The sequence below is a fragment of the Sphingobacterium corticibacter genome, assembly GCF_003076635.1.
Taxonomy (GTDB): Bacteria; Bacteroidota; Bacteroidia; order Sphingobacteriales; family Sphingobacteriaceae; genus Sphingobacterium; species Sphingobacterium corticibacter.
In genome coordinates this window covers 264,076-283,563 of sequence record NZ_QDKG01000003.1, presented here as the reverse complement: position 1 = coordinate 283,563, position 19,488 = coordinate 264,076, and the positions used below count along the sequence as shown (strand labels likewise).

The window sequence follows — 19,488 nt, the reverse complement described above, 5'->3', positions numbered from 1 at the left end:
GATGGACATTAAGATGCGAAAAACAAAGCAGGGTGAACAGTACACTACCTTAGTGCGATGAAAAATATTCAGGTCTACTAATCATGACAAACTGGTACGCGCAGCAAATCCGAACCATAACTATATAAATTCAGAACAGCGCGAGTTTCCCAAACAATAACCTTGCAACCGTTGATGTTTTCTGATGCAGGTGCGTCTGCACGAATCAAATCAAGATGGGTATTGATGATAGTCCCTGCGGTAATATTACGATCTTGTTGCAGGTATTTGATTTTGACATCTAGTAAAATTTTATCGTCAAATAGCCGGCCATCCCAAGAGATTTCCTGTTGCGTCGTTTGCATAGCGCCAGATACATCGCCTTGATTATCAATAGCGAAACCACCATTTTGAAAGGTTGCCGACCAGCTGTTGCCCAATTGTATTCCAGGCATGCCAAAGCTAAAACCATCTCCGCTTGACAGATTACAAGTTAGTGCTAAGGTCACGCTATCCCCCTTGGTCTGAATCACATTAAAAGTGCCTGTACCTGCTACAGATGGAAATGTTTCGTAACCATGCAAATGCATGACGGATTTTGCTGTACCTGTGTATGCTTCTTTTGAGGTACGTGAGACGAAATCATCTTTAGATATAGCGTCGTCGCTCTCTTTACCACACGAGATTAGTGTAAACGCAAGACAAATCATAAAATACCCAATCTTATACATAAGCTTCAGACTAAGATGTAAATATACCTTCATGTACCTTGCACCTCAATACTGGAAAACCAGTATTTATTGAAAATATGAGTTCATGATATGGCACAAAAAAACCGACCTCCTGCACGGAGATCGGTCGAACAACACAAATTAAACCACATCAAACGATGCTTACCACAACAATTTTACTTCTACCCCATCGGGGTTATTTTCAAAACCTAACAAATAGGTTTTAGAGCCAGCATCCCAATTGTTTACATCAAAAGTTTCCTGACCATTCACCAGTACGCTTTTAGGCTGTTTTGGCAAAAGTACTCTGGAAATATTGGTGGTTTCTATCGGGCTTTTGGCGATATAGCTATAGGCACTTTTAGTCACCCGTTCCTCACTAACACGACTAGCTCCTGCCAAGACCTGCGGTCTATTTTTGTCTTTTACCAGCGCTACATTGAGGTAATAACCTTGCTCGCTAGGGGCGATGGTACGCTTCGTATATACCGGAAGCGTGGGATCAAAGAGATCAATCAATTGACCTTCCAAGGTATACGAATCGGTGCTATTACTTTCGTCCATGACGGCCACTAACTCATACATGCCACGTTGTAGGTAGAAATGATTTTTATACGCGAGCTGTGCTTTGGTAGCTGCATTATAACGCTCTTCTACCGCTTTCAACAAAGGCGTCGCTTTATTTGCCGCAAGCACATATTCTTTCGGATCGTAACGCAGGATATGCACGGCACCTTTTCCATAGACATAAACACCTTCTTTAGCGCCAGCTTCGATTCCCATTTTCTCCATCAGATGATCGGACGGAGCGGCATAATTATTTCCTTCTGTATTCCACCATTCTTGCACCGTTTGAAATGGGTCATTATCACGACCACTGTATACCAGTTGTCCACCATGCTGCACCCAATCTGCGATTTGTTGGTGTGCAATAGCATCCAGTGGCTTCATATTGGCATAAGTCATGAGCAATACCTTGGTTTCTGCCAAAGCAGCTGGATAACCCAGATTTTCGATATGTACGGTTTTCACTGGAACGCCTTTTTTTACAAAAGGCAAAGTCAGTCCGTAGAAGTTCGCTAGCTGCGGATCATCATATCCAGCATGGGTTGGAAATCGCTGAAACATCAACGAATTGCCCATCAAGACCGAGACGCCTGCACTTCCCGACAATTTATTGTCGCTTTTAGGCATATGATTCAACGAATTGACCATTACCTGCATCTGCGTAGCATATGGCTTTGGAATTTTGGCTTTCTCCTCGCTGTTGGCAGATACGCGATACAAACCTTCGTAGATGCGCTCCGGCCATGGCATGATTTCAAAGTCAGCAATGTTCGGATAAAGCAATTGTGCCGTGAACGTCGCTTGATAGTTGCGCTTATAATCATCCCAATCTTTTGCACGATCTTCGATCGGATCGGTCAAGAAAAACATTTTACGTCCCGTCGGCGCTGTCATAGATTCCATCGAACCATATTCCAGATAAGCGGTTTCGAATACGCGTTCGCGTTCTTTCCCTTCAAAGAAGTTGGGCTCTCGCGAAGTACCTGTCCACACTTGTGCAATATAGCCATCAACCACAGGTAAGGAAGCCAAACTCGCTTCTGGCGAAACAATCATCCACTGCGAATAATTGACCAGCGAATGCGTCGGCACATAGCATTTTACATCCATACCTTTGCTCTTTCCATATTCTTTGGCGTAGGTGAATACCTTATCCAATGCATTATAATACAGCCAATATTTCAATTTATTGGCGAGGTACGTGTTTTCGGGCGATTCGTGCTGTGCACGCCAATCGAAACCATAATATTTCTTCCATTCCCGCTTAAATGCTTCACTGTAGCCCGCTCTGGCCCAAAATTCTGGCTCTTCCAAGAAGATCGCATCAATCCCAGCATCGATTACGGGCTTGATGTGCTCCTCATTCATATACTGAATGAAATTGTCTGTTGGCACCAGGTATGGCACCATATGTCCGTGCCATAAGGTATCTTGCTTTTGCGTTACCTGACCTTCATCCAAATGCATTTTGCCATCCCAAGCGCCCGTGAAATAGTCTTGGTATTCGCCCCACGCGATTCCCGTCATGAAGTGAATGGTATAACCACGGTCTTTCCACGATTTGACACGATGCGGAAACGGCCATTTCTTGCGTTTATCCGAAGGATTGCCTTTCACACCGTAGATCATCACGGCGTCTGCGCGGTTATCGATAGTGGATCGCCATTCGCTCGATGTTTGAAATGTCGTCTTTACGCCATCGGGCTTTTGCTGCGCCCACAGCGGACTAGCCGCTGCGAGAAAGATTCCGAAAGTCAAGGATAGAGGCTTCCAACGGATTTGCTTATTCATTTTATGCATACCTTATTACGTTTTAGTTCACCAACACTTCTTTGGCTTCATTATAGTTCCAGCGTCGTACACCACTACCTACCGGCGTGTCATAATTTATTCGCGCGGCAGCGCGAATAAACACCGTTCTTCCGCTCGGGATCTGTCCATTGGATGTAACAGTAATAGTTTGACCAAATAGAGAATTGAAATCACTACCAGAATAATCAATACGCGTAGACCAGCGCTCATCGCGTGCGCGATAACCAATACTCGACGAGTAACTCACGAAAAACTGAATATCCGTCATGTTGAGCAGATTGTCGTTGTAGTTGCCCATCGGCTCTACTTTCGCTTTGAAATCGGCTGGATTCACACCGCGCGTCACGCGCACTTGTGCCGTAATCTTACCATTGCTCACGGTGGGCTCTCCCACCCATTCTACTTGCAAAAATGGCTGCACTTCCATGCGTACACTGTGCGTATTTTCCAGATCCATCACGATGCTTTCATCGGCAATGATGGCACCATCTGTTCCGCGACGTTGTAAGGGGATAAATGGACCATCGACGGTGATATGGTAATTACCTTTAAAGAGTTTGGTGTTCTGAAATTTGCCATCTGGCATGCAATAGAAATCTGGATTGTGCTCTACATTGTCACCCCAGCTCAATTCAGTCAGCCGTACACGTGTCCCTTCCGATCCTTGATCGGTCAATACGGGTTTTCCCGTTAGGACGTCGACCACCTCACCGTTTAACGTGACATCGGGTGCATCATAATTATCCAACTCAAAAAAGCTGCATGCACTATTGCTCATCAATATGGTGATTAACACCAATCCTATACTGTATTTTATATTTATGCGTCTCATCGAATTATCGGTTAGGTTGTTGGTCAATCAATGGAGATTTGGCTACCTCGCCTCCCGGGATGGAGAAGTAATAATCAATCGGTTGGTAACCAAATGTTTTGGATGACACCCACTGAAAGCGTGTGTCAAAGAAGTACTTGCCTTCTTGCGTCGAGAAGAAAGGATATAAGCCTCGGAAGCGGTAATTTTCGTTGTTACTGTAGAAGTTTTTGTCCCGCGTTTCGCCCCAGAAGCCATCGCGTCCTTCGTAATGGTTTACGCGCCAGCGGCGAATATCCCATTTCGATTTATGTTCGAAAGCAAGTTCTTTACGACGTTCTTTACGTACGATATCGCGCCCAGCATTATCGGGAGTTAGCGAACCGATCAACAAGCTCGCACCAGCACGTTCTCTGATCTGATTGATATTATCGGTTGCGACTTGCAGTAAACTGCTTCCATCTGGCGATGGTGCACCAGCCAATTCTAATTCAATGGCTGCTTCTGCCGCCGTGAGCAATATTTCCGCATAGCGCATCAGAATAAACGGCTGTGCTGATTTACCTTCGCCTGTTTCGATGTTTGTCGTGGTTTGCAACCATTTGCGAAGGTATAAGCCGGTTAGAGTCGCTTCCCCATTATCGAAAAAAGGTCCATCCTGTCCAGCTGCGGTCATGGTTTGCCCTTGGTATTGTAGGGTTTGCTGTCCGTTGCCTTCACGAGGGCTTAAGTACAAGGTTTTGTTAGATCCATTGAAGATCTGTAAGTTTTGATACCGCTCATCGGCCGTGTTGTACGCATAGTTGGAGAAAAATGGTTTGATCGGTGTTTCTCCGGTATACACGCCAGCGCGCACATCGATCTTGCGCGTACGAAATTCGTCGGACGGAAAGATCACATAAGCTCGTAAACGTGGCTCTGCATCTTGGAAAAACTCTAGCGGATTGTCATACATCACATAATCGCCCGATGCATTGTTGCTACCCGTGGTGACACGAATCTTTCCATCGGGATATCGTGGAAATCCTTCAAAAAGTTCCACAAAATCCAGCGTCGGACAAGTACCTGCAGATAGCGGTGCTCGGAATGAAAACGGCATATTGTAGGCATCAAATGCATGGGTGAGCGTCGGAAACAGATAGCGTTTCACATAGATGTTCTCTGGACTACTTAAATCTGAAAACATGTCGACCATATTCTGGTACTGCGCCTGCTTATCACCTGCAATCCAACGGCGACGGTATAGTGCAAATCCGCCATCTTGCATGACGCGACGAGCCGCTTTATACGATTCTTCGAAATAGCGACGGGAAGCAGCTTGCCAGCGGGATTCTTCAAATCCAATAACACGTACTTGCGTTTTGCGTCCAATGCCCGTCAATCGACCGGATACCGTTTCATTGTACTTCGCCACGCTGCCAGCGTATAACATGGCTTGTGCTTTGAATGATAAAGCCACGTATTTGTTAGCGTAGCCTTCTTGCGGACTACGCTCTTGTAGCAATTCGATCGCTTGGTCGAAGTCGGCCAATACCTGATCCCACGTTTCTTCTTCGGTAGCACGTGCTACTTCAATCTCGGAATCATTGGCCGGATACTGAATCACTTTGGTCACCAACGGTATTCCTCCAAAACGCTTCGCCATCGTGTAGAATACAGTCGCTCGGATATAATAAGCTTCGCCCAGATAGTGATTATACAATTCATCACTAAAGTTCGCCTGATATTGCGGCAGCGTTTCTAAAAGGTGATTGGCATCGCGAATGAGCTCAAAAGCTTGCCCCCAGTAGGCGGTGCGTTCTCCCGTGAAAGCGGTCGTGATGCCATCTCGGTTTACGGCTTCGCCGGTACCATCGATACCGATAGAATTGAGCCAACCGTTATTCTCGAAACCCCATTGGCCCATGTATTTAAAATCTTCGAAAGGCATGCGGCTGTACATCCGCGCCATATAAATGTCTACACTGGCCGGCGTGTTGAACAATTCATTATCCGTAACGATGTTTTTAGGGATAATGTCTAGCTTCACGCAGGATTGGCTCAAGGCAGCCAGCAGTGCTATTGCTATAAATGAAATAATTCGTTTCATATTCTTCAGTTCTTGGTCTGCTCTACATTAAAAATTTAAGGATACGCCCATCGTGTAGGTCTTATTCAACGGATACATCCGTCCTAAGTCGCTGTCTGGATGCTCTGGATCCACAAATTTGACTGCGGTGATGGTAAACACGTTGTACGTGTTGGCAAAGACACGAAGACGCATATTTGGATAGCGCGCAAAAGCGGGTAATGTATAGCCTAATTCCAAACTTTTAAGACGTAGATAAGCGGTGCTTACGCGGTTAAACTCTGAGTTTGGTCTTGGGTATCTTCCGGTGTAGCCATAATGTCCTTGTACCCATTCGATCGAAGGATCGTATGGATCTGCCGTGGGATCTAGTGGATGCCAGCGATCCAGAAATTGCGTCAGCGTACCGCCGCCATTGCTGCCCCAAATAGAATACAACGGTTCTTGGTATTGCATGGATCCCAAAGCCGAACCTTGGAACAGCATCGCCAAATCAAAGTTTTTGTAGTTGGCCTGAATATTCATACTGTAGTTCATCCACGGTGTTTGGTCGAAAGCAAAAGGATGCTCATCCAAACCACTGATCTCACCATCTCCGTTCCAATCAAGGTACTTGTAATCGCCAGGAAGCTGATCGCGTTCGGTGTAGATCGGATAGGTACGGATATCATTCCAATCCATAAATCGACCATCAGAAACGTAGCCAAATTGCTGTCCTTGATAGCGCTGATTGAGATTGTCATTGCGCCATTTGTCGTAGGAGTTGCGGTACGGTCCATTTTGTGCGCCAAATAAATATTTGTTCCGTGTAATGGTGGCGATGGCTTTCAAGCTGTAGCCAAAATCGCCGATCTGGTTGCGGTGGCGAATCTCTAAATCCATCCCGTAATGCTGATCGCTATTCACGTTTTCCAGTGGTGCGGTCATACCAATAATGGTTGGAAAATCACCCGTTCGGCGTTGGAATAAGCCGCTTCTTCTACGATCGAAGTAATCTAAGGTGAAACCGAACTTGCCATTCCACATATCCATATCCAAACCGATATTGAAAGTTCTGGCTTGATACCAAGTTAGCATGCGGTTGGCAATCGCTTTTCGAGTTACGCCGGTGACGAATTGATCGCCAAAAATATATCCCGGTGCATATTGGTTATAGTAACCGTTTTCGGCATTGCCGCTGGTCGCTGGGTAATTATACCCCGCAATCCAACCAAAATCCCAATCTCCGGCCAAGTCATCGCCTAGCAAACCATAACTCGCGCGTACTTTGAATTGGTCAATGAAGCGCAAACCATCTAAAGACTTGAAAAAAGGCTCTTCAGAAATACGCCAAGCGGCAGATCCTGATGGGAAAAATCCCCATTGATTCTCTTTCGCAAAGCGAGATGAGCCATCATAGCGGAATAAGAACTCCGCAATATAACGTCCTTTGAGATCGTAATTTACCCGGCCGAAGGCCGCTTGCTTGGCTTCATTGTAATAATCGGTAATTCCACCCGACATACCCGTCATCTGCCCTTCTTCGACACCGGTCAATAAGATGTCGGAACCGAAGGCCAAGTTTTTCATGCCAAAAAAGTTGTCGCCATCGTTCTTTTGAGTTTCCCAACCGATTAAGGTGTTTAAGGTATGGCCATTGCCGAAGGAGCGCTCGAAGTTTAGAGTAAACTGGCTTAGGATCTGTTGCTTCTCGAAAAACTCGCGACGCATCCGGTTCGGACTACTCAAATCAAACAGCTTTTGGTTGTACGTTCCGGTAATCGGATCTAGCGCATATTGGTAATATTCGCGACGAAATGTGCTATTGTTATCTCCGCGGTAATCGTAAGACAATAATCCTCTGGCGGTCAATCCCTGCAAGGATTCTGATAAGGTACCAAAATCAAAGTTCAACGCGGCGGATGATTGAAAAGTCTTCATCTTATTCTTTCGATAACCGGCGATGTCCGAATAGATCATCGGCACCGTATTCTGTTCTAAACCGATGCCTTCGTAATTGATCAACGTTTCTTCGGGATCGGCGAATGCTGGAAATAGCATGCCTTGCCCCCAGTAATTGCGAATAATATCGACGGCACTATGGTAAGGATTGTTCTGCACGTCGGACATGCCAGCCAAATTAAGCTCTAGTTTAAGCCCTTTGGTGATCTCGGTCGTCAGGTTAGAACGCAAGTTGAATTTATGGTAATTCAAATCGCCACTGCGAAAGAATCCTTCCTGAAAATTATAGCCAGCACCTACATAGTATTGGGTTTTTTCCGATCCGCCCGACACGCTCACATCATGCGCAGTTTGCGGAGAAACTTCGGAGAATATCAATGAAGTCCAATCGGATGAACGCCGTGTTCCGTTGCGGAAATCTTCGAAATCTTTTTCGGTATATACCCAGTTGCCACCATTGATGTTGTTCATCGATCGCTCATTATACAAGGTCATAGCTTCTGCTGCGGTGGCCAAAAATGGCATGTTGGACGGCCGTTGAAAGGTGTATGATCCATTGTAACCAACCGACACCGTTCCTGCTTTTCCTTTACGCGTAGTTACCAACATCACACCATTTGCCGAACGAACTCCGTAAATGGACGCTGATGCATCTTTCAATACCGACACATCTTCGATATCGTTGGGATTAAGGCGTTGAAAATCCTGAATGGAGCGTGGAACTCCATCTATAATCACTAACGGCGCTCCCATACCACGGATATCAAAATTAGCACGATATGCGCCCGGTTCGGCACTTTGTTGCCATACACGCACACCCGCTATTCGGCCGGTCAGCATATTTTGTGGGTTTTCATTTCGCGTAGCGCGCATTTCCGTTCCCTTCACGCCAGAAACCGCACCTGTCAATGTCTGCTTTCGTTGCGTTCCGTAGCCGACTACGACGACTTCTTCTACACTTTGATCTTCGGCTTCTAAGCTGATGTTGATCGTAGAGCGATTGTTCACGGCAGTTTCTGCCGTTTTAAAGCCGATGTAGCTGTACTGTAGAACGGCATCGGCAGGTACGTTTATCGCATAACGCCCTTGCGCATCTGTGCTCGTTGCGATCTGCGGAGTAGTGCCTTTCACGACGACTGATACGCTGGCTAATGGCTGCCCCTGCGCATTGGAGACCACGCCGCGCACAGCGGTTTGGGCTCGAGAAAAGAGCGGCAACAGCATAGCCAGCAGCATCAAAACTTGCATCACCTTAGCGACGCCTCTTTTTGAGATTACCTTCATGGTTAACTGGTTTGTAATTGGTTATATCACTTATTTAAATTAGGTCTTTAGGTTTTTTGACTGATGTTTAGTCAGCCGTAGTGAGATGATGCTGGCTCAATAAAGCGTATTGCGCGGCATAGGTAAACATAAACATGCCTTCGACGCCTTGGCCATCTCGATCACTGCCCCAGCCGGTCAGTAAATTGGTGGGCAGATAACCATTGTTATTGAACCGCTCAAAACCGTAATCTAGGTTACGTTGAAATGCGTTGAGATATGCGCTATTTTGCTCATTCAATCCGGCAGATTCCTGGTATCCACGGAGTAGAATGCCATTAAACCAATTTTTGAACCCATCCGTACCAAAACTGTGGTACTGGGGCACATCTTTGCCCAATGTTGCAAAGCTGGTGAAACTTTTCTGCGAAAGATCGCGCACATCGCGAGCGTAGGCTTCGTCGCCCGTAGCTCGGTAAAGGTCTGCTCCGCCCGAAAGCATGGTGCCACTATTGTAGGTAAAAGCTTCACCAACAGCATCCTTCAACGGCGTGTGGGCGCGATAACGCGTGCCATTCACCATCGTGTATTGAATATCACAATTCGGCACACATCCGCCCATCATGTCACTGTACACGCCATTATTATTGAGCAAATGGGATTTCTGCCAAGCGTAGGTTGCTTTCGCATAATCGAGGTAATAATCGGCTTTGTTTACTGATTTTGTCAACCGCGTTTGCTTGTCGGTCGGATCGATATAGCGCTTTTCAATCTGTTCGGATTTTCCTTTGTATAGATCATGCAACCAGACCAGAGGTGTGATGAGTGGCCCATTGCTACAAGCGTGCTTGGTGGTGTAGCCTGGTCCCCAAGGAATTCCACCATTTTCTCTACCTTGCTCATCAATCGTCGTATCCCAGCCATCCAATACATATTCTGTTAAGTATTCTGCTTTTTGCAAGTACGCTTCGTTGCCTGTGAGCTTGTACGATTCCAGCAGTTCGCGAATTAGCCACATCTGATCGTCGTACACATTGAGTACGCCGGTTACATTGGCTTGTCCTTTCTGGCTCACCCGATCTACCGCGTATACAGACCATTCTTTGGTTTGAGTATAAGACACCAATTCGAATGTCCCCAAATAGTAATCGGCGTTATCATATAAATCGTCCAAAAGCTGCACATAGCGCTGATAATGTTGATCGTATAATGTTGTTTCGCCTGCTTCTTTTGCTTTCTTCAGGCCGGCTAATATGGCGTTGACCGATTCAATTCCAGCAGTGTACATCCAGACTGATCCACGTTCATCCGATTTTACTTGCGTGAATGGATTATAGAAGCGACGCATCTCAAAAGTTTGTGGATCAAATTGTTTTTCGATGGTGATATCGACTAGTGCTATGGAACGCTCCAAATTGCGTAAGGCCATCTCCATAGCAGAGTCGTCTATAGTCTCTTCGACTTCGACAGGCTGTACGGTGTTTTGAGAGCAGGATGACATCCCACTGCTAGTCATCGCCACACCCATAAGCGCGACACGAAAAGCAACTTGAGCAATACGGTTTAATTGCATGATGTTGAGAATTTGGTTTATAATTTTAGTTAGAGCTCGCTTGGTTAGAGTGAGCCGATCATAACGTAAGCAATATAGAGCGCTAGGGGTTAATTTATGGGTTAAAATGGGCTTAATAACATCTGTATAAAGTGTTAACCCTACTAAATAATGCAAAATCAGAAGTTCGAAATACTAGAATTTCCAGCTTAATCTTATCCCTGACGTAATCTTTGCTAAAACGTTTATTGAGTTTTTTATTTACATTTGATGTAACAACACTACCGATGCCGCGGGCTCAAAAGTCCTCGATAAACTCTATGATGAAAGCAACTACTCTACCATTACGCGTATTTCTATTTTTGTGTCTTTCTAATTTTCTATTTTTGGAAAATATTTTTGCGCAGGGAATCGAGTTGACTGGCAATCATCAACCCATAGAACAGCGTTCTTCCATCCGACTATTCGAGCAAAATCATCCGAACTTTGAGGGAGTTTTGAAGATCAACTTTGATCTACACATCCGCGATGACGGCACTTCTGGTTATTTGATTCGGCTGAAAGATAAAGGTCATAATCCGACCTACAATCTCTATTTTGATAAAGAAGATCAGGAGGCAGTTTTTCGGTTTAATGAGGAAGGTAAAAGTAGTCTAATCCGGCTGGCTATTAGCTTAGACAAGCTACATGCGAAGAGATGGCTTCCCATTGAAGTGGCTTACGACTTGCTGAAAGGAAAAATCTCGCTTACGGTAGACAATCAAGCCACGGAAAGCGTTCGCGCAAGACAGCTCAATAGCTATTCGCCAGCGATCATATTTGGAAAAAGTGATTACTTGATTGATGTTCCTTCTTTTTCCATCCGTGAGCTGGTCATTGCAGATGATCGCCAACAGCTTCGATTTCCCATGAGAGAAAGCACTGGTTCGATCTTGCATGATGCTTCGGGCAATGCACATGGCAAAGTATCCAATGTGACTTGGTTACTCAACCGAGCCTACCATTGGCAGCGTAACGGCGCAATGTACTCCAGTCGAAAATCAGGATCGGAATATGATGTAAAGCGGCAATTGGCCTATTACTTTAACAGCGATTCGTTATTTATTCATCATCTACGCGGTGGTTTTACGGAAGCGATTCGCTTTACCAGTCCTTGTCCGGTATTGATTAAGTTGGGCAATAGTTTTATCGATTCTACCGAAAATCGATTGTACGTATACGAGACGTTTTACGAACATCCGCACGAAGGTCCCACGGTTGCTAGTCTGAGTTTGGACGATTATACTTGGCGAGTCGAGAGTGATGCCTATCTGGGCTTGGAATTGAATCATCATGGCGCACATTACTTGGCCGAACAGCGTGCCTTGTTTGTTTTTGGCGGATTTGGAAACATGTTGTACAACAACGATATGAGACGCTACCAGATCGATAATTCTGATTGGACTGCCGCGCAGAATATTTCAAAAGACGAGATACTACCTCGATATTTCACCTCGATGGGTTATGGTGAAGTAACTAAAAAGATGTACTTGTTTGGCGGCATGGGGAATGAATCTGGTCAGCATATTGTCGGTCGAAAGTATTTCTATGATCTCTATGACTTGGATTTAGCAGGTGGTCGGACTAAAAAACTATGGCAATTGGATTGGAAAGAACATCATTTTGTCCCTGCTCGCGGATTGGTGATTCCCGACGACCGATGGTTGTATCTATTAGGCTATCCAGAGCATGTTTCCCATTCGCTGATCCAGCTGCGGCGTTTTTCGTTAGCAGATGGCAGTTATGAACAGTTGGGAGATTCTATACCCATCTATTCTGATAAAATTAGTACACGCGCCAAGCTCTATCATGATAAAAATCTGCAAAAATTAATCGCGATCGTACAGGAGTCGGATGATGATATCCGATCCAAGGTTTCGGTGTATGAATTGGATTTCCCCGCCATCAGTCAATCGCAACTACATGCTTTTACAAAGTCGACCAAAACAGAGGTTAGCTGGTGGATTGGCTTCAGTGTCGTCATTATTACCGCGGGAACTATCTTACTTTACCGAAAAAAGCATGTTACAAAACAAGCTTTGCAGCCCGAAGAAAGAAACGTCTCCCAAACGGCATTACCAAAAATAGACGTAGAAACTGCTATGAAAGCGCCCAGCTGGCAGCACCCCGATAAAAATAGTATCTTCTTATTTGGCGATTTTACGGTGCTCGATCGGCGAGGTAATGATATCTCGCATCTCTTTAGCACGAGATTGCGGCAGGTCTTCTGTTTGATTCTCATACATAGTGATGCGGCTGGCATCAGCTCTACTTTATTGAGCCACCTAGTATGGCCAGATAAACCTAAAGATAAAGTAAAAACTTCTAGAGGCGTAACTATCAATAATTTGAGAAAATCTCTAAACACCGTAGAAGGTGTAGAGATTGTTTATAAAAATGGACATTATCGCGTAGCTATTTCATCTCCTTGTTATTGCGATTACGCGGTTTTACGTCACGCAATGTCTAATAACCATGACTTGATATCCCAAGATATCAGCCAGCTTATACGAAGAGGCTCATTCCTGATGGGATCGGACGATCCACTGTTTGACGAGACCAAAAGCAAATTGGAAAACGAACTCACAATGCGCTTACAAAAAACAATGCTTTTGATGGAGCAGCAGGAAAACTGGAATTCATTATTTGCTGCTGCCGAACTATTAATGGTACTAGATCCTATTCATGAAATGGGGTTAAAGAAAGGGCTGACTGCACTGCAAAAATTAAATTCAACAACACAAGCCAGCCGTTTCTATAGTCGTTTTACGGATCAGTACCAGCAATTATTGGGGGAAACCTATCCTGTTAGTTTTGCTGAGTTAATAACAAGATAGGCATTGCCAATGAGTTATTGATCCGTATTCCGAAAACGTTCGAAGAACTCATACGTACGCAGCATCTGATCGATACGCTGAGCGACATTTCCCGAACGGGTAATTTCGTGATCGGCATCTGGATGGCGTACGTATTCTACATCTCTGCCGAGGTATTTCAATTCTTTGTACAAGTAATCGCTCTGTGTTGGCCCTGTCCGATTGTCATTTTCTCCATGGAAAATGAGCAATGGTGTACGAATTTGAGTGGCGTACGTAATGGGTGATTGCTCTTCCAAAACTTCCTTAATGCCATCTTCCCAAGGGAAACCGCCAAAATAGCGTTTCAGCATCGGCCATACATTACCACTGCCAAAGAAAGTGTATAAATCGTATACGCCACGCTGACTGGATGCCGCGCGGAAACGTGAATCATGTGCAATGATCCAAGCCGTTAGAAATGCGCCATAAGAACCGCCAGTCACGTACAAATTATTGGTATCTACCCAACCTTGGGATACGACTTTGTCGACTGCCGCAAATACATCCGAAGAAGGACCTTTGCCCCAATCCCGATAATTCGCTTGCAAAAATGCTTCACCATAGCCGTTGGAACCACGCGGATTGCCATACAATACGCCGTAACCTTTGGCTACAAAATACTGGTACTCGTGCCACATGCTGCCATCACCTGGGCCAAACATGGAAGCCGGGCCACCATGAATTTGCACTAAAAGTGGACTTTTCGCCGTTGCGCTGCTTTCCTGCGGTTTGAGCAACCAATATTCTACTTCCAGGCCAAGCTCATTGGTAAACGTAAACTTTTCAGGTTTGGCAATGGATTTCCCAGCTAGCCAAGAGGAGTTTAACTCCGTAATAACTTTTGGTGCTGCGAAATTTGCTTGAGCCACATACAATTCCGAAGGATTAGCAAAAGTGGTTTTGGCGAAAACCGCCTGATTTTTTCCAACCCAATAGTCGTTAACACCTTCATCGACCGATGTAAGCACCGAAACTTTACCAGAAGCTAAATCCACTCGATTCACGACCTTACCTCCATTACTGAACGATACGAAATACAGTTCGGAATCTTTCACACCAAATTGTACCTGCGCATGATTTCTGTCATGCACGATGGCTTGGCTTTTCCAATCTTTGGTGTCATAGACATACAATTGACCTTGTGTTAGTGAGTTGGCTTCTACCCGAGAGATGGCTATTTTCTTGCCGGATAGAGAGACCGCTTCCAATTGATAACGGTATACGCCATCACCTATAATGCGTTGTTGTGTGCCATTTTTAATATTAATCAGCACGATATCAGAGGTATTTATCCGATCAGGATGCGCCAAAGTATCGCGATCTACACTTGCAATCACTTGATCCGATGATAGAAAAGCGACGCGTTGATAAGAGCGGAAATCCGAAGTAAGCGGTTTAGAAGCATTTTCACCAGTCAAATCAACGGTATACCAATGCGTGAAGTATAACTTACCCGTAGTCGAACTTTCCGTCTGAAATTGTAATTTATTGGTCAGCTTGGCGAGGTTTTTTTCTTCGTTCTGTAGCAGGTAAGCTGCTACCTGTTGCGCATCGCCATCTGCATCCGGCGAAGCCGAAGGTTTTCGTAAAGATTGATTGTTGGTGTCGCCAGGTCGTTCGTATGACCATTCAGGAAGCAAATCCTTTGGGTTGAAATCTTTGCTCGTTACCAAATCTTGCAAGGTCAATCGCACGGCCAATAAAGCTTGCTTGCCATCGGCACTAAATCGCACCTGCTCCACAGGATATGGAATGCGATGATGAAATGACGCTGTATCTATCGTTGCATTTGGATAGGCATACAGTTGCTTGTCTTTTCCTTTTCTTTTAACGATCGCCCACCGTTTACCGTCGCTTCCGTAGCTTATCTGATCAATCTGTTTATCGTGTTCTTCTATGCTGTTTTTGTCTTTTAAATTTTGTGTAAACCATTTCGTTTGATAAGCGTATCCACCTGTTGCAGCCGTGTCGGCAATAATCTCTTTGACCGCATACGCTACCTCGCCCCCATCTGGACGAACTTGTAGGTCGGTGATGTTTTTAATCTTCGTAAGATCGCTGATTCGTATGGGTTGTTCTTGCGCATTTAATGGTTGGCAAAGTACAAAACCAATGATAACGTAGAATAGATGATAAGTTTTGATTTGGATCATAATGATTGTTTAGTGTCGGCTGCTGTTAATTTCTGAATGAGTGTTTGCGCCGATAATCTAGCTTTCTGGTCAATAAACTTTGGTTCTGTATCGTCGCCAATCTCATAAACCAAGGCTTCGGCATTATAGTTTTTATAAAAATAACTATAAGCGGTGAAAGTCGGTCCTTCGTAGTACAATGGTTTCACATGTGGCTCATAGCCGGGAACGGCATTACGCAACGTAGCAATCCATTCGGGCACGAAACCTGGAAAACGACTCTTTAATTGAGGATCTACTGTATAGTAAATATCGCGTGCGGTTGAGTGAAAATCTATCGCGAAATACAATTCTCTACCTTGTGCTTTGATCTCTTTTTGGAAATAATCGCGTAGCGCTTGTGTTTCTGGCTGGTGAAATGCATCCCAATCTCGGTTTAGATCAGCGCCATTAGCATTCGCGCGCCAATGTCCGCTATCTACCCCATCCGGATTAACGACTGGAATGAAATACAGGTAAAACTCTTCGCGAAACGCGCGTGCATCGGGCGTATCGCCCAACAAATAATCGACAAATCCAGCATAGGCATAATGCCCTGTGATTTCAGGTGGATGTTGCCGCCCCATCACGATCACACGTTTCTTGCTATTTGGATTGCCAGCACCATAAACGTAAAGCGGCGCATTCAGCGCCGTTTTGCCCACTTCCGTTTTGACGAGTTTTAGGGTTGGATTTACATTCTCTAACCAAGCGTAGACTTTCTGCGAAGGAATATTCTCTTGCGCGGCGATCCAAGTGCGATTCGGACTTAGATTTAAGCTGAAGCGAACAGCCTTTGTTTTATCACCTTCCTTAATGAACTCCAAGTCCTTTACTTTCTCCCACACATCTGTGTTACGACTGATCTTTGGGTCATAGCGATGATAGAAACCAGAGGCGTAGTTGATCTGTACTTTGATCGTGGTGTCTTTGGCCGACCACACCTCAAATCCGTACCACGGACTTTGATTGATCGGGGTACGTTCTGGCGAAATCAGTAATTGATAAATACCATCGTCGGATTTAGATACCGCGTTAAGTCGCGCACCTGCAGATTCGTTACTGAAAAATACACGTTTATCGCTACTGAAGCTCTGCTTTTGTTGCTTGTCTACCGGCTGGTTTTCAGTTGATTCAAACGCAATCGGATCTTGCCCTTTGAAGGTATTATTCGACCAACCGAGACCCACTTTTGATCCGCCTTGGTTCTGCGAGCCATTGAATAAGCTGTCCAATACCACACCCAAACGTTCACCTTTTACATTCTTCGCGACGATGATTCCCTTGTCGTCAATCAGAAAGTTGGCTGGAATTGCACGTACGGCGTATGCTGCCGCAATATCGCTATCCCAATAACGCAATTCGGATACATGCAACCAAGTGAGTTTATCGTCTTCAATGCCTTTCAGCCAAGCATCTTTCTTTTTGTCTAAAGAGACGGCATAGATCTGAAAACCTTGATCCTTATATTTCTGATAATTAGCCACGATATTTGGGTTTTCCCGGCGACATGGCGGACACCAGGAAGCCCAAAAGTCGATCAGTGTGTATTTTCCTAAATTGTCGTACAGTGCGACCTCTTTTCCTTGTTGATCTGCTGCCACGATAGCTGGCGCTTTTTTACCGACCGCTACCTGACGCACGACTTCAATAATCTTGCGGAGATCGTTGGTATAGCGGGATTGCTGTTGCGCCGGACTCAGCAAAGAGATGTTGCGCTCTAACTCTTCGGGCGACAGCTTATATGACCAATCTCTGTACAAGACGTAACTGGACACAATCTCATCGGGATGCTGTTTGATAAAATTACTAATGTCGATATCCTTTTCCTTTTTGTAGGATTCGAAAAGTGCCTGACTTTTCGATCCGCTCACTTTTATGCTTTCGCCATTAGCAGCATCTCCATCCAATGCGATAACATTGGCACCTTTGTCTAAAAATACATAACTCGGCAAATCATCACGGTTTAGTGAAACACCATATAAATCAGGCAGCGGCAATCGTGTACTGAACGAATATTTCTTCTTGCTTACTTTTGCCGAATCAAGCACTGTAAAAGTTTTGTTCTCAAAGCGATGCAGATAGACGTATTCGCTATCTGAATTTTTCACCGTTCCTTTTAATTTCAGTGCAGTATCTTGTGCTTGCGCTGAATTCCAGCCTGCCAAACTCAAGCCAGTCAGGCAGCTGATACAAATGGTATATATACTTTTTCTCATTGTCAGTGTGTTTATCTAAATAATGGATTTGTTGCTATCTCCGTGTTGGGCGGTGGAAAAATATAGTTTTGTGCACTCGGCTCCACACGCGGTGTTTGAATATTCGCGTCGCCCTTCGCTGGAAGTGCTTGTAGTTTACGTAACAGATCTTGCCCGCCAAATCCTTCTCCCAATAGTTCAATTCTGCGTTCATGCGCTATCGCAGTAAGTAGGCGACTTTTATCATTGGCGATATCCGCTGCTAAAGTAAAGCTGGGATCCGAGCGGCGGTGCACTGCTAGCAATAATGAGCTAGCTAAATCCAGCTGCCCGCCCTCTGCTGCTGCTTCCGCGTAATTCAATAAAACTTCCGCATAGCGGATCACCGGAATGTAATCTACAAATGGCGATGCCTTGGCATATTTCCGCAAATATTGACGACCAGCAGTCGTTTGCAACAAGTTGCGTCGTACATCCGTTGCACTCCACTGTGCACTCCCTAAAATACCAGTAGGATTCAAATAATATTCCCGGTTTACCAAATATACAAAACCAATGGCAGATTGACCAGAAAGTGCATCTGTCGGTGTCATCGGCATACTAAGAATGGATTCCGTTGTCGTGTAATTACTACTAAAAAGAACTTGGATATCGCTTTGAAGCGCATGTGCTACGCCGCGTTGCGCCGAAAATGGTGCGGTGGTTTGAGGAACGATCTTCGCCGCTTCTTCGATTACTTTTGGAAAGTTTCCTGTAGTAAGATACACTCGCGTTTTCAGTGCGGTAGCGGTATTTTTATGAGCCCGTGTGGTATTCAGCATGGCAGTTGTATAATTATCAGGCAGAGCCGACTCTGCATCGTTCAAATCTTGTATGATTTGTGCATATACTTCTGCTACCGTACTGCGAGCCAGCGCATTATTAGCCGTACTTGTTTCCGCTTGCAAACGCAACGGTATACCGGGCGAAGCGCCTTGATCTAGGGCATACGGTTGCGCAAACACCGTAATCAGACTGAAATAAGATAATGCGCGTAAGAATTTAGCTTCCCCAACATAAGCGGCAGCGGCCGCTTCGGAAATGACTGTCGTATTTTCTAAACCTTGAATAACGATATTAGCAGAATTAATAGTAGTATAAGCTGCCGACCATAGGTTGTTGATGTCGTTGGAACCTGAACTATAGGAGTTATTCCAACTGTCAAATCCTGTAAAACTATTCAAGGTTACATTGATAAAATCTTCTCCGCGCACATCCTGATACATCAGGTAACGTCCGCCGTAGAGACTGGCCGCCTTAAGATTACGGTAAATACCATTAACCAATCCTTCAATCCGTGCTGGTGTGTCGAACACGTTACGATCAGATATGGTGGTTTCGGGTACAGGATACAATCCAGACTCACTCTTACACGCCTGCAATAGAGTGGTGGTGATAGCTATCCCTGTAATATATTTCTTGAGGTTATTTTTTATTTTGAGTTGCATGTTTTCTAGCT

10 protein-coding genes are annotated in these 19,488 nt (G+C 45.0%); 1 reads left to right on the top strand and 9 read right to left on the bottom strand.

All coding sequences use genetic code 11. From position 1 onward, the window contains the following. Positions 1 to 77 precede the first annotated feature (77 nt). From DC487_RS09930 to DC487_RS09905, 6 genes are all read right to left on the bottom strand, one after another. Positions 78 to 710: a hypothetical protein gene (locus tag DC487_RS09930; RefSeq protein ID WP_116775820.1), complete on the bottom strand. Its 633-nt coding sequence runs from the start codon at positions 708 to 710 to the stop codon at positions 78 to 80. Between the two features lie 162 nt (positions 711 to 872). Continuing rightward, positions 873 to 3,068, bottom strand: a complete 2,196-nt coding sequence (locus tag DC487_RS09925; protein ID WP_207774360.1) for a hypothetical protein — start codon at positions 3,066 to 3,068, stop codon at positions 873 to 875. A 22-nt stretch (positions 3,069 to 3,090) separates the two neighbouring features. Beyond that, the gene (locus DC487_RS09920; protein ID WP_116775819.1) at positions 3,091 to 3,921 is read right to left on the bottom strand and encodes a DUF3823 domain-containing protein; all 831 of its coding nucleotides are present in this window, start codon (positions 3,919 to 3,921) and stop codon (positions 3,091 to 3,093) included. Between the two features lie 4 nt (positions 3,922 to 3,925). Further along, positions 3,926 to 5,989 (bottom strand): RagB/SusD family nutrient uptake outer membrane protein, encoded by a 2,064-nt coding sequence (locus DC487_RS09915; protein WP_116775818.1) that lies wholly within the window; start codon positions 5,987 to 5,989, stop codon positions 3,926 to 3,928. Positions 5,990 to 6,016: 27 nt separating this feature from the next. Then, on the bottom strand, positions 6,017 to 9,193 hold the full coding sequence (locus DC487_RS09910) for a SusC/RagA family TonB-linked outer membrane protein (RefSeq protein WP_116775817.1): 3,177 nt from the start codon (positions 9,191 to 9,193) through the stop codon (positions 6,017 to 6,019). A gap of 67 nt (positions 9,194 to 9,260) precedes the next feature. Next, positions 9,261 to 10,745 (bottom strand): glycoside hydrolase family 76 protein, encoded by a 1,485-nt coding sequence (locus DC487_RS09905; RefSeq protein WP_116775816.1) that lies wholly within the window; start codon positions 10,743 to 10,745, stop codon positions 9,261 to 9,263. 299 nt (positions 10,746 to 11,044) lie between these two features. Between DC487_RS09905 and DC487_RS09900 the strand changes: the two genes are divergently transcribed. Continuing rightward, on the top strand, positions 11,045 to 13,600 hold the full coding sequence (locus tag DC487_RS09900; protein WP_133228487.1) for a DNA-binding transcriptional activator: 2,556 nt from the start codon (positions 11,045 to 11,047) through the stop codon (positions 13,598 to 13,600). Positions 13,601 to 13,614: 14 nt separating this feature from the next. On the opposite strand, the gene DC487_RS09895 is transcribed toward DC487_RS09900, so the two are convergent. Genes DC487_RS09895 through DC487_RS09885 form a run of 3 tightly spaced genes read right to left on the bottom strand, consistent with a single transcriptional unit; the run spans position 13,615 to position 19,477 of the window. Then, complete coding sequence (locus DC487_RS09895; RefSeq protein ID WP_116775814.1) at positions 13,615 to 15,774, bottom strand: S9 family peptidase; 2,160 nt, start codon at positions 15,772 to 15,774, stop codon at positions 13,615 to 13,617. Continuing rightward, entirely contained in the window at positions 15,771 to 18,011 is a 2,241-nt protein-coding gene (locus DC487_RS17240; RefSeq protein WP_165799065.1) for a redoxin domain-containing protein, read from the bottom strand. The genes DC487_RS09895 and DC487_RS17240 overlap by 4 nt, the downstream gene beginning before the upstream one ends. Before the next feature lie 11 nt (positions 18,012 to 18,022). Next, positions 18,023 to 19,477 carry a RagB/SusD family nutrient uptake outer membrane protein gene (locus DC487_RS09885; protein ID WP_116775813.1) on the bottom strand — a complete coding sequence of 485 codons (1,455 nt, stop codon included), beginning with the start codon at positions 19,475 to 19,477 and terminating at the stop codon, positions 18,023 to 18,025. Between the last annotated feature and the right edge of the window lie 11 nt (positions 19,478 to 19,488).

Bases quoted from the DNA above. Each gene is read 5' to 3' on its own strand.
- DC487_RS09930 (WP_116775820.1), bottom strand. From the start codon at position 710: ATGTATAAGATTGGGTATTTTATGATTTGTCTTGCGTTTACACTAATC.
- DC487_RS09925 (WP_207774360.1), bottom strand. From the start codon at position 3,068: ATGAATAAGCAAATCCGTTGGAAGCCTCTATCCTTGACTTTCGGAATC.
- DC487_RS09920 (WP_116775819.1), bottom strand. From the start codon at position 3,921: ATGAGACGCATAAATATAAAATACAGTATAGGATTGGTGTTAATCACC.
- DC487_RS09915 (WP_116775818.1), bottom strand. From the start codon at position 5,989: ATGAAACGAATTATTTCATTTATAGCAATAGCACTGCTGGCTGCCTTG.
- DC487_RS09910 (WP_116775817.1), bottom strand. From the start codon at position 9,193: ATGAAGGTAATCTCAAAAAGAGGCGTCGCTAAGGTGATGCAAGTTTTG.
- DC487_RS09905 (WP_116775816.1), bottom strand. From the start codon at position 10,745: ATGCAATTAAACCGTATTGCTCAAGTTGCTTTTCGTGTCGCGCTTATG.
- DC487_RS09900 (WP_133228487.1), top strand. From the start codon at position 11,045: ATGATGAAAGCAACTACTCTACCATTACGCGTATTTCTATTTTTGTGT.
- DC487_RS09895 (WP_116775814.1), bottom strand. From the start codon at position 15,774: ATGATCCAAATCAAAACTTATCATCTATTCTACGTTATCATTGGTTTT.
- DC487_RS17240 (WP_165799065.1), bottom strand. From the start codon at position 18,011: ATGAGAAAAAGTATATATACCATTTGTATCAGCTGCCTGACTGGCTTG.
- DC487_RS09885 (WP_116775813.1), bottom strand. From the start codon at position 19,477: ATGCAACTCAAAATAAAAAATAACCTCAAGAAATATATTACAGGGATA.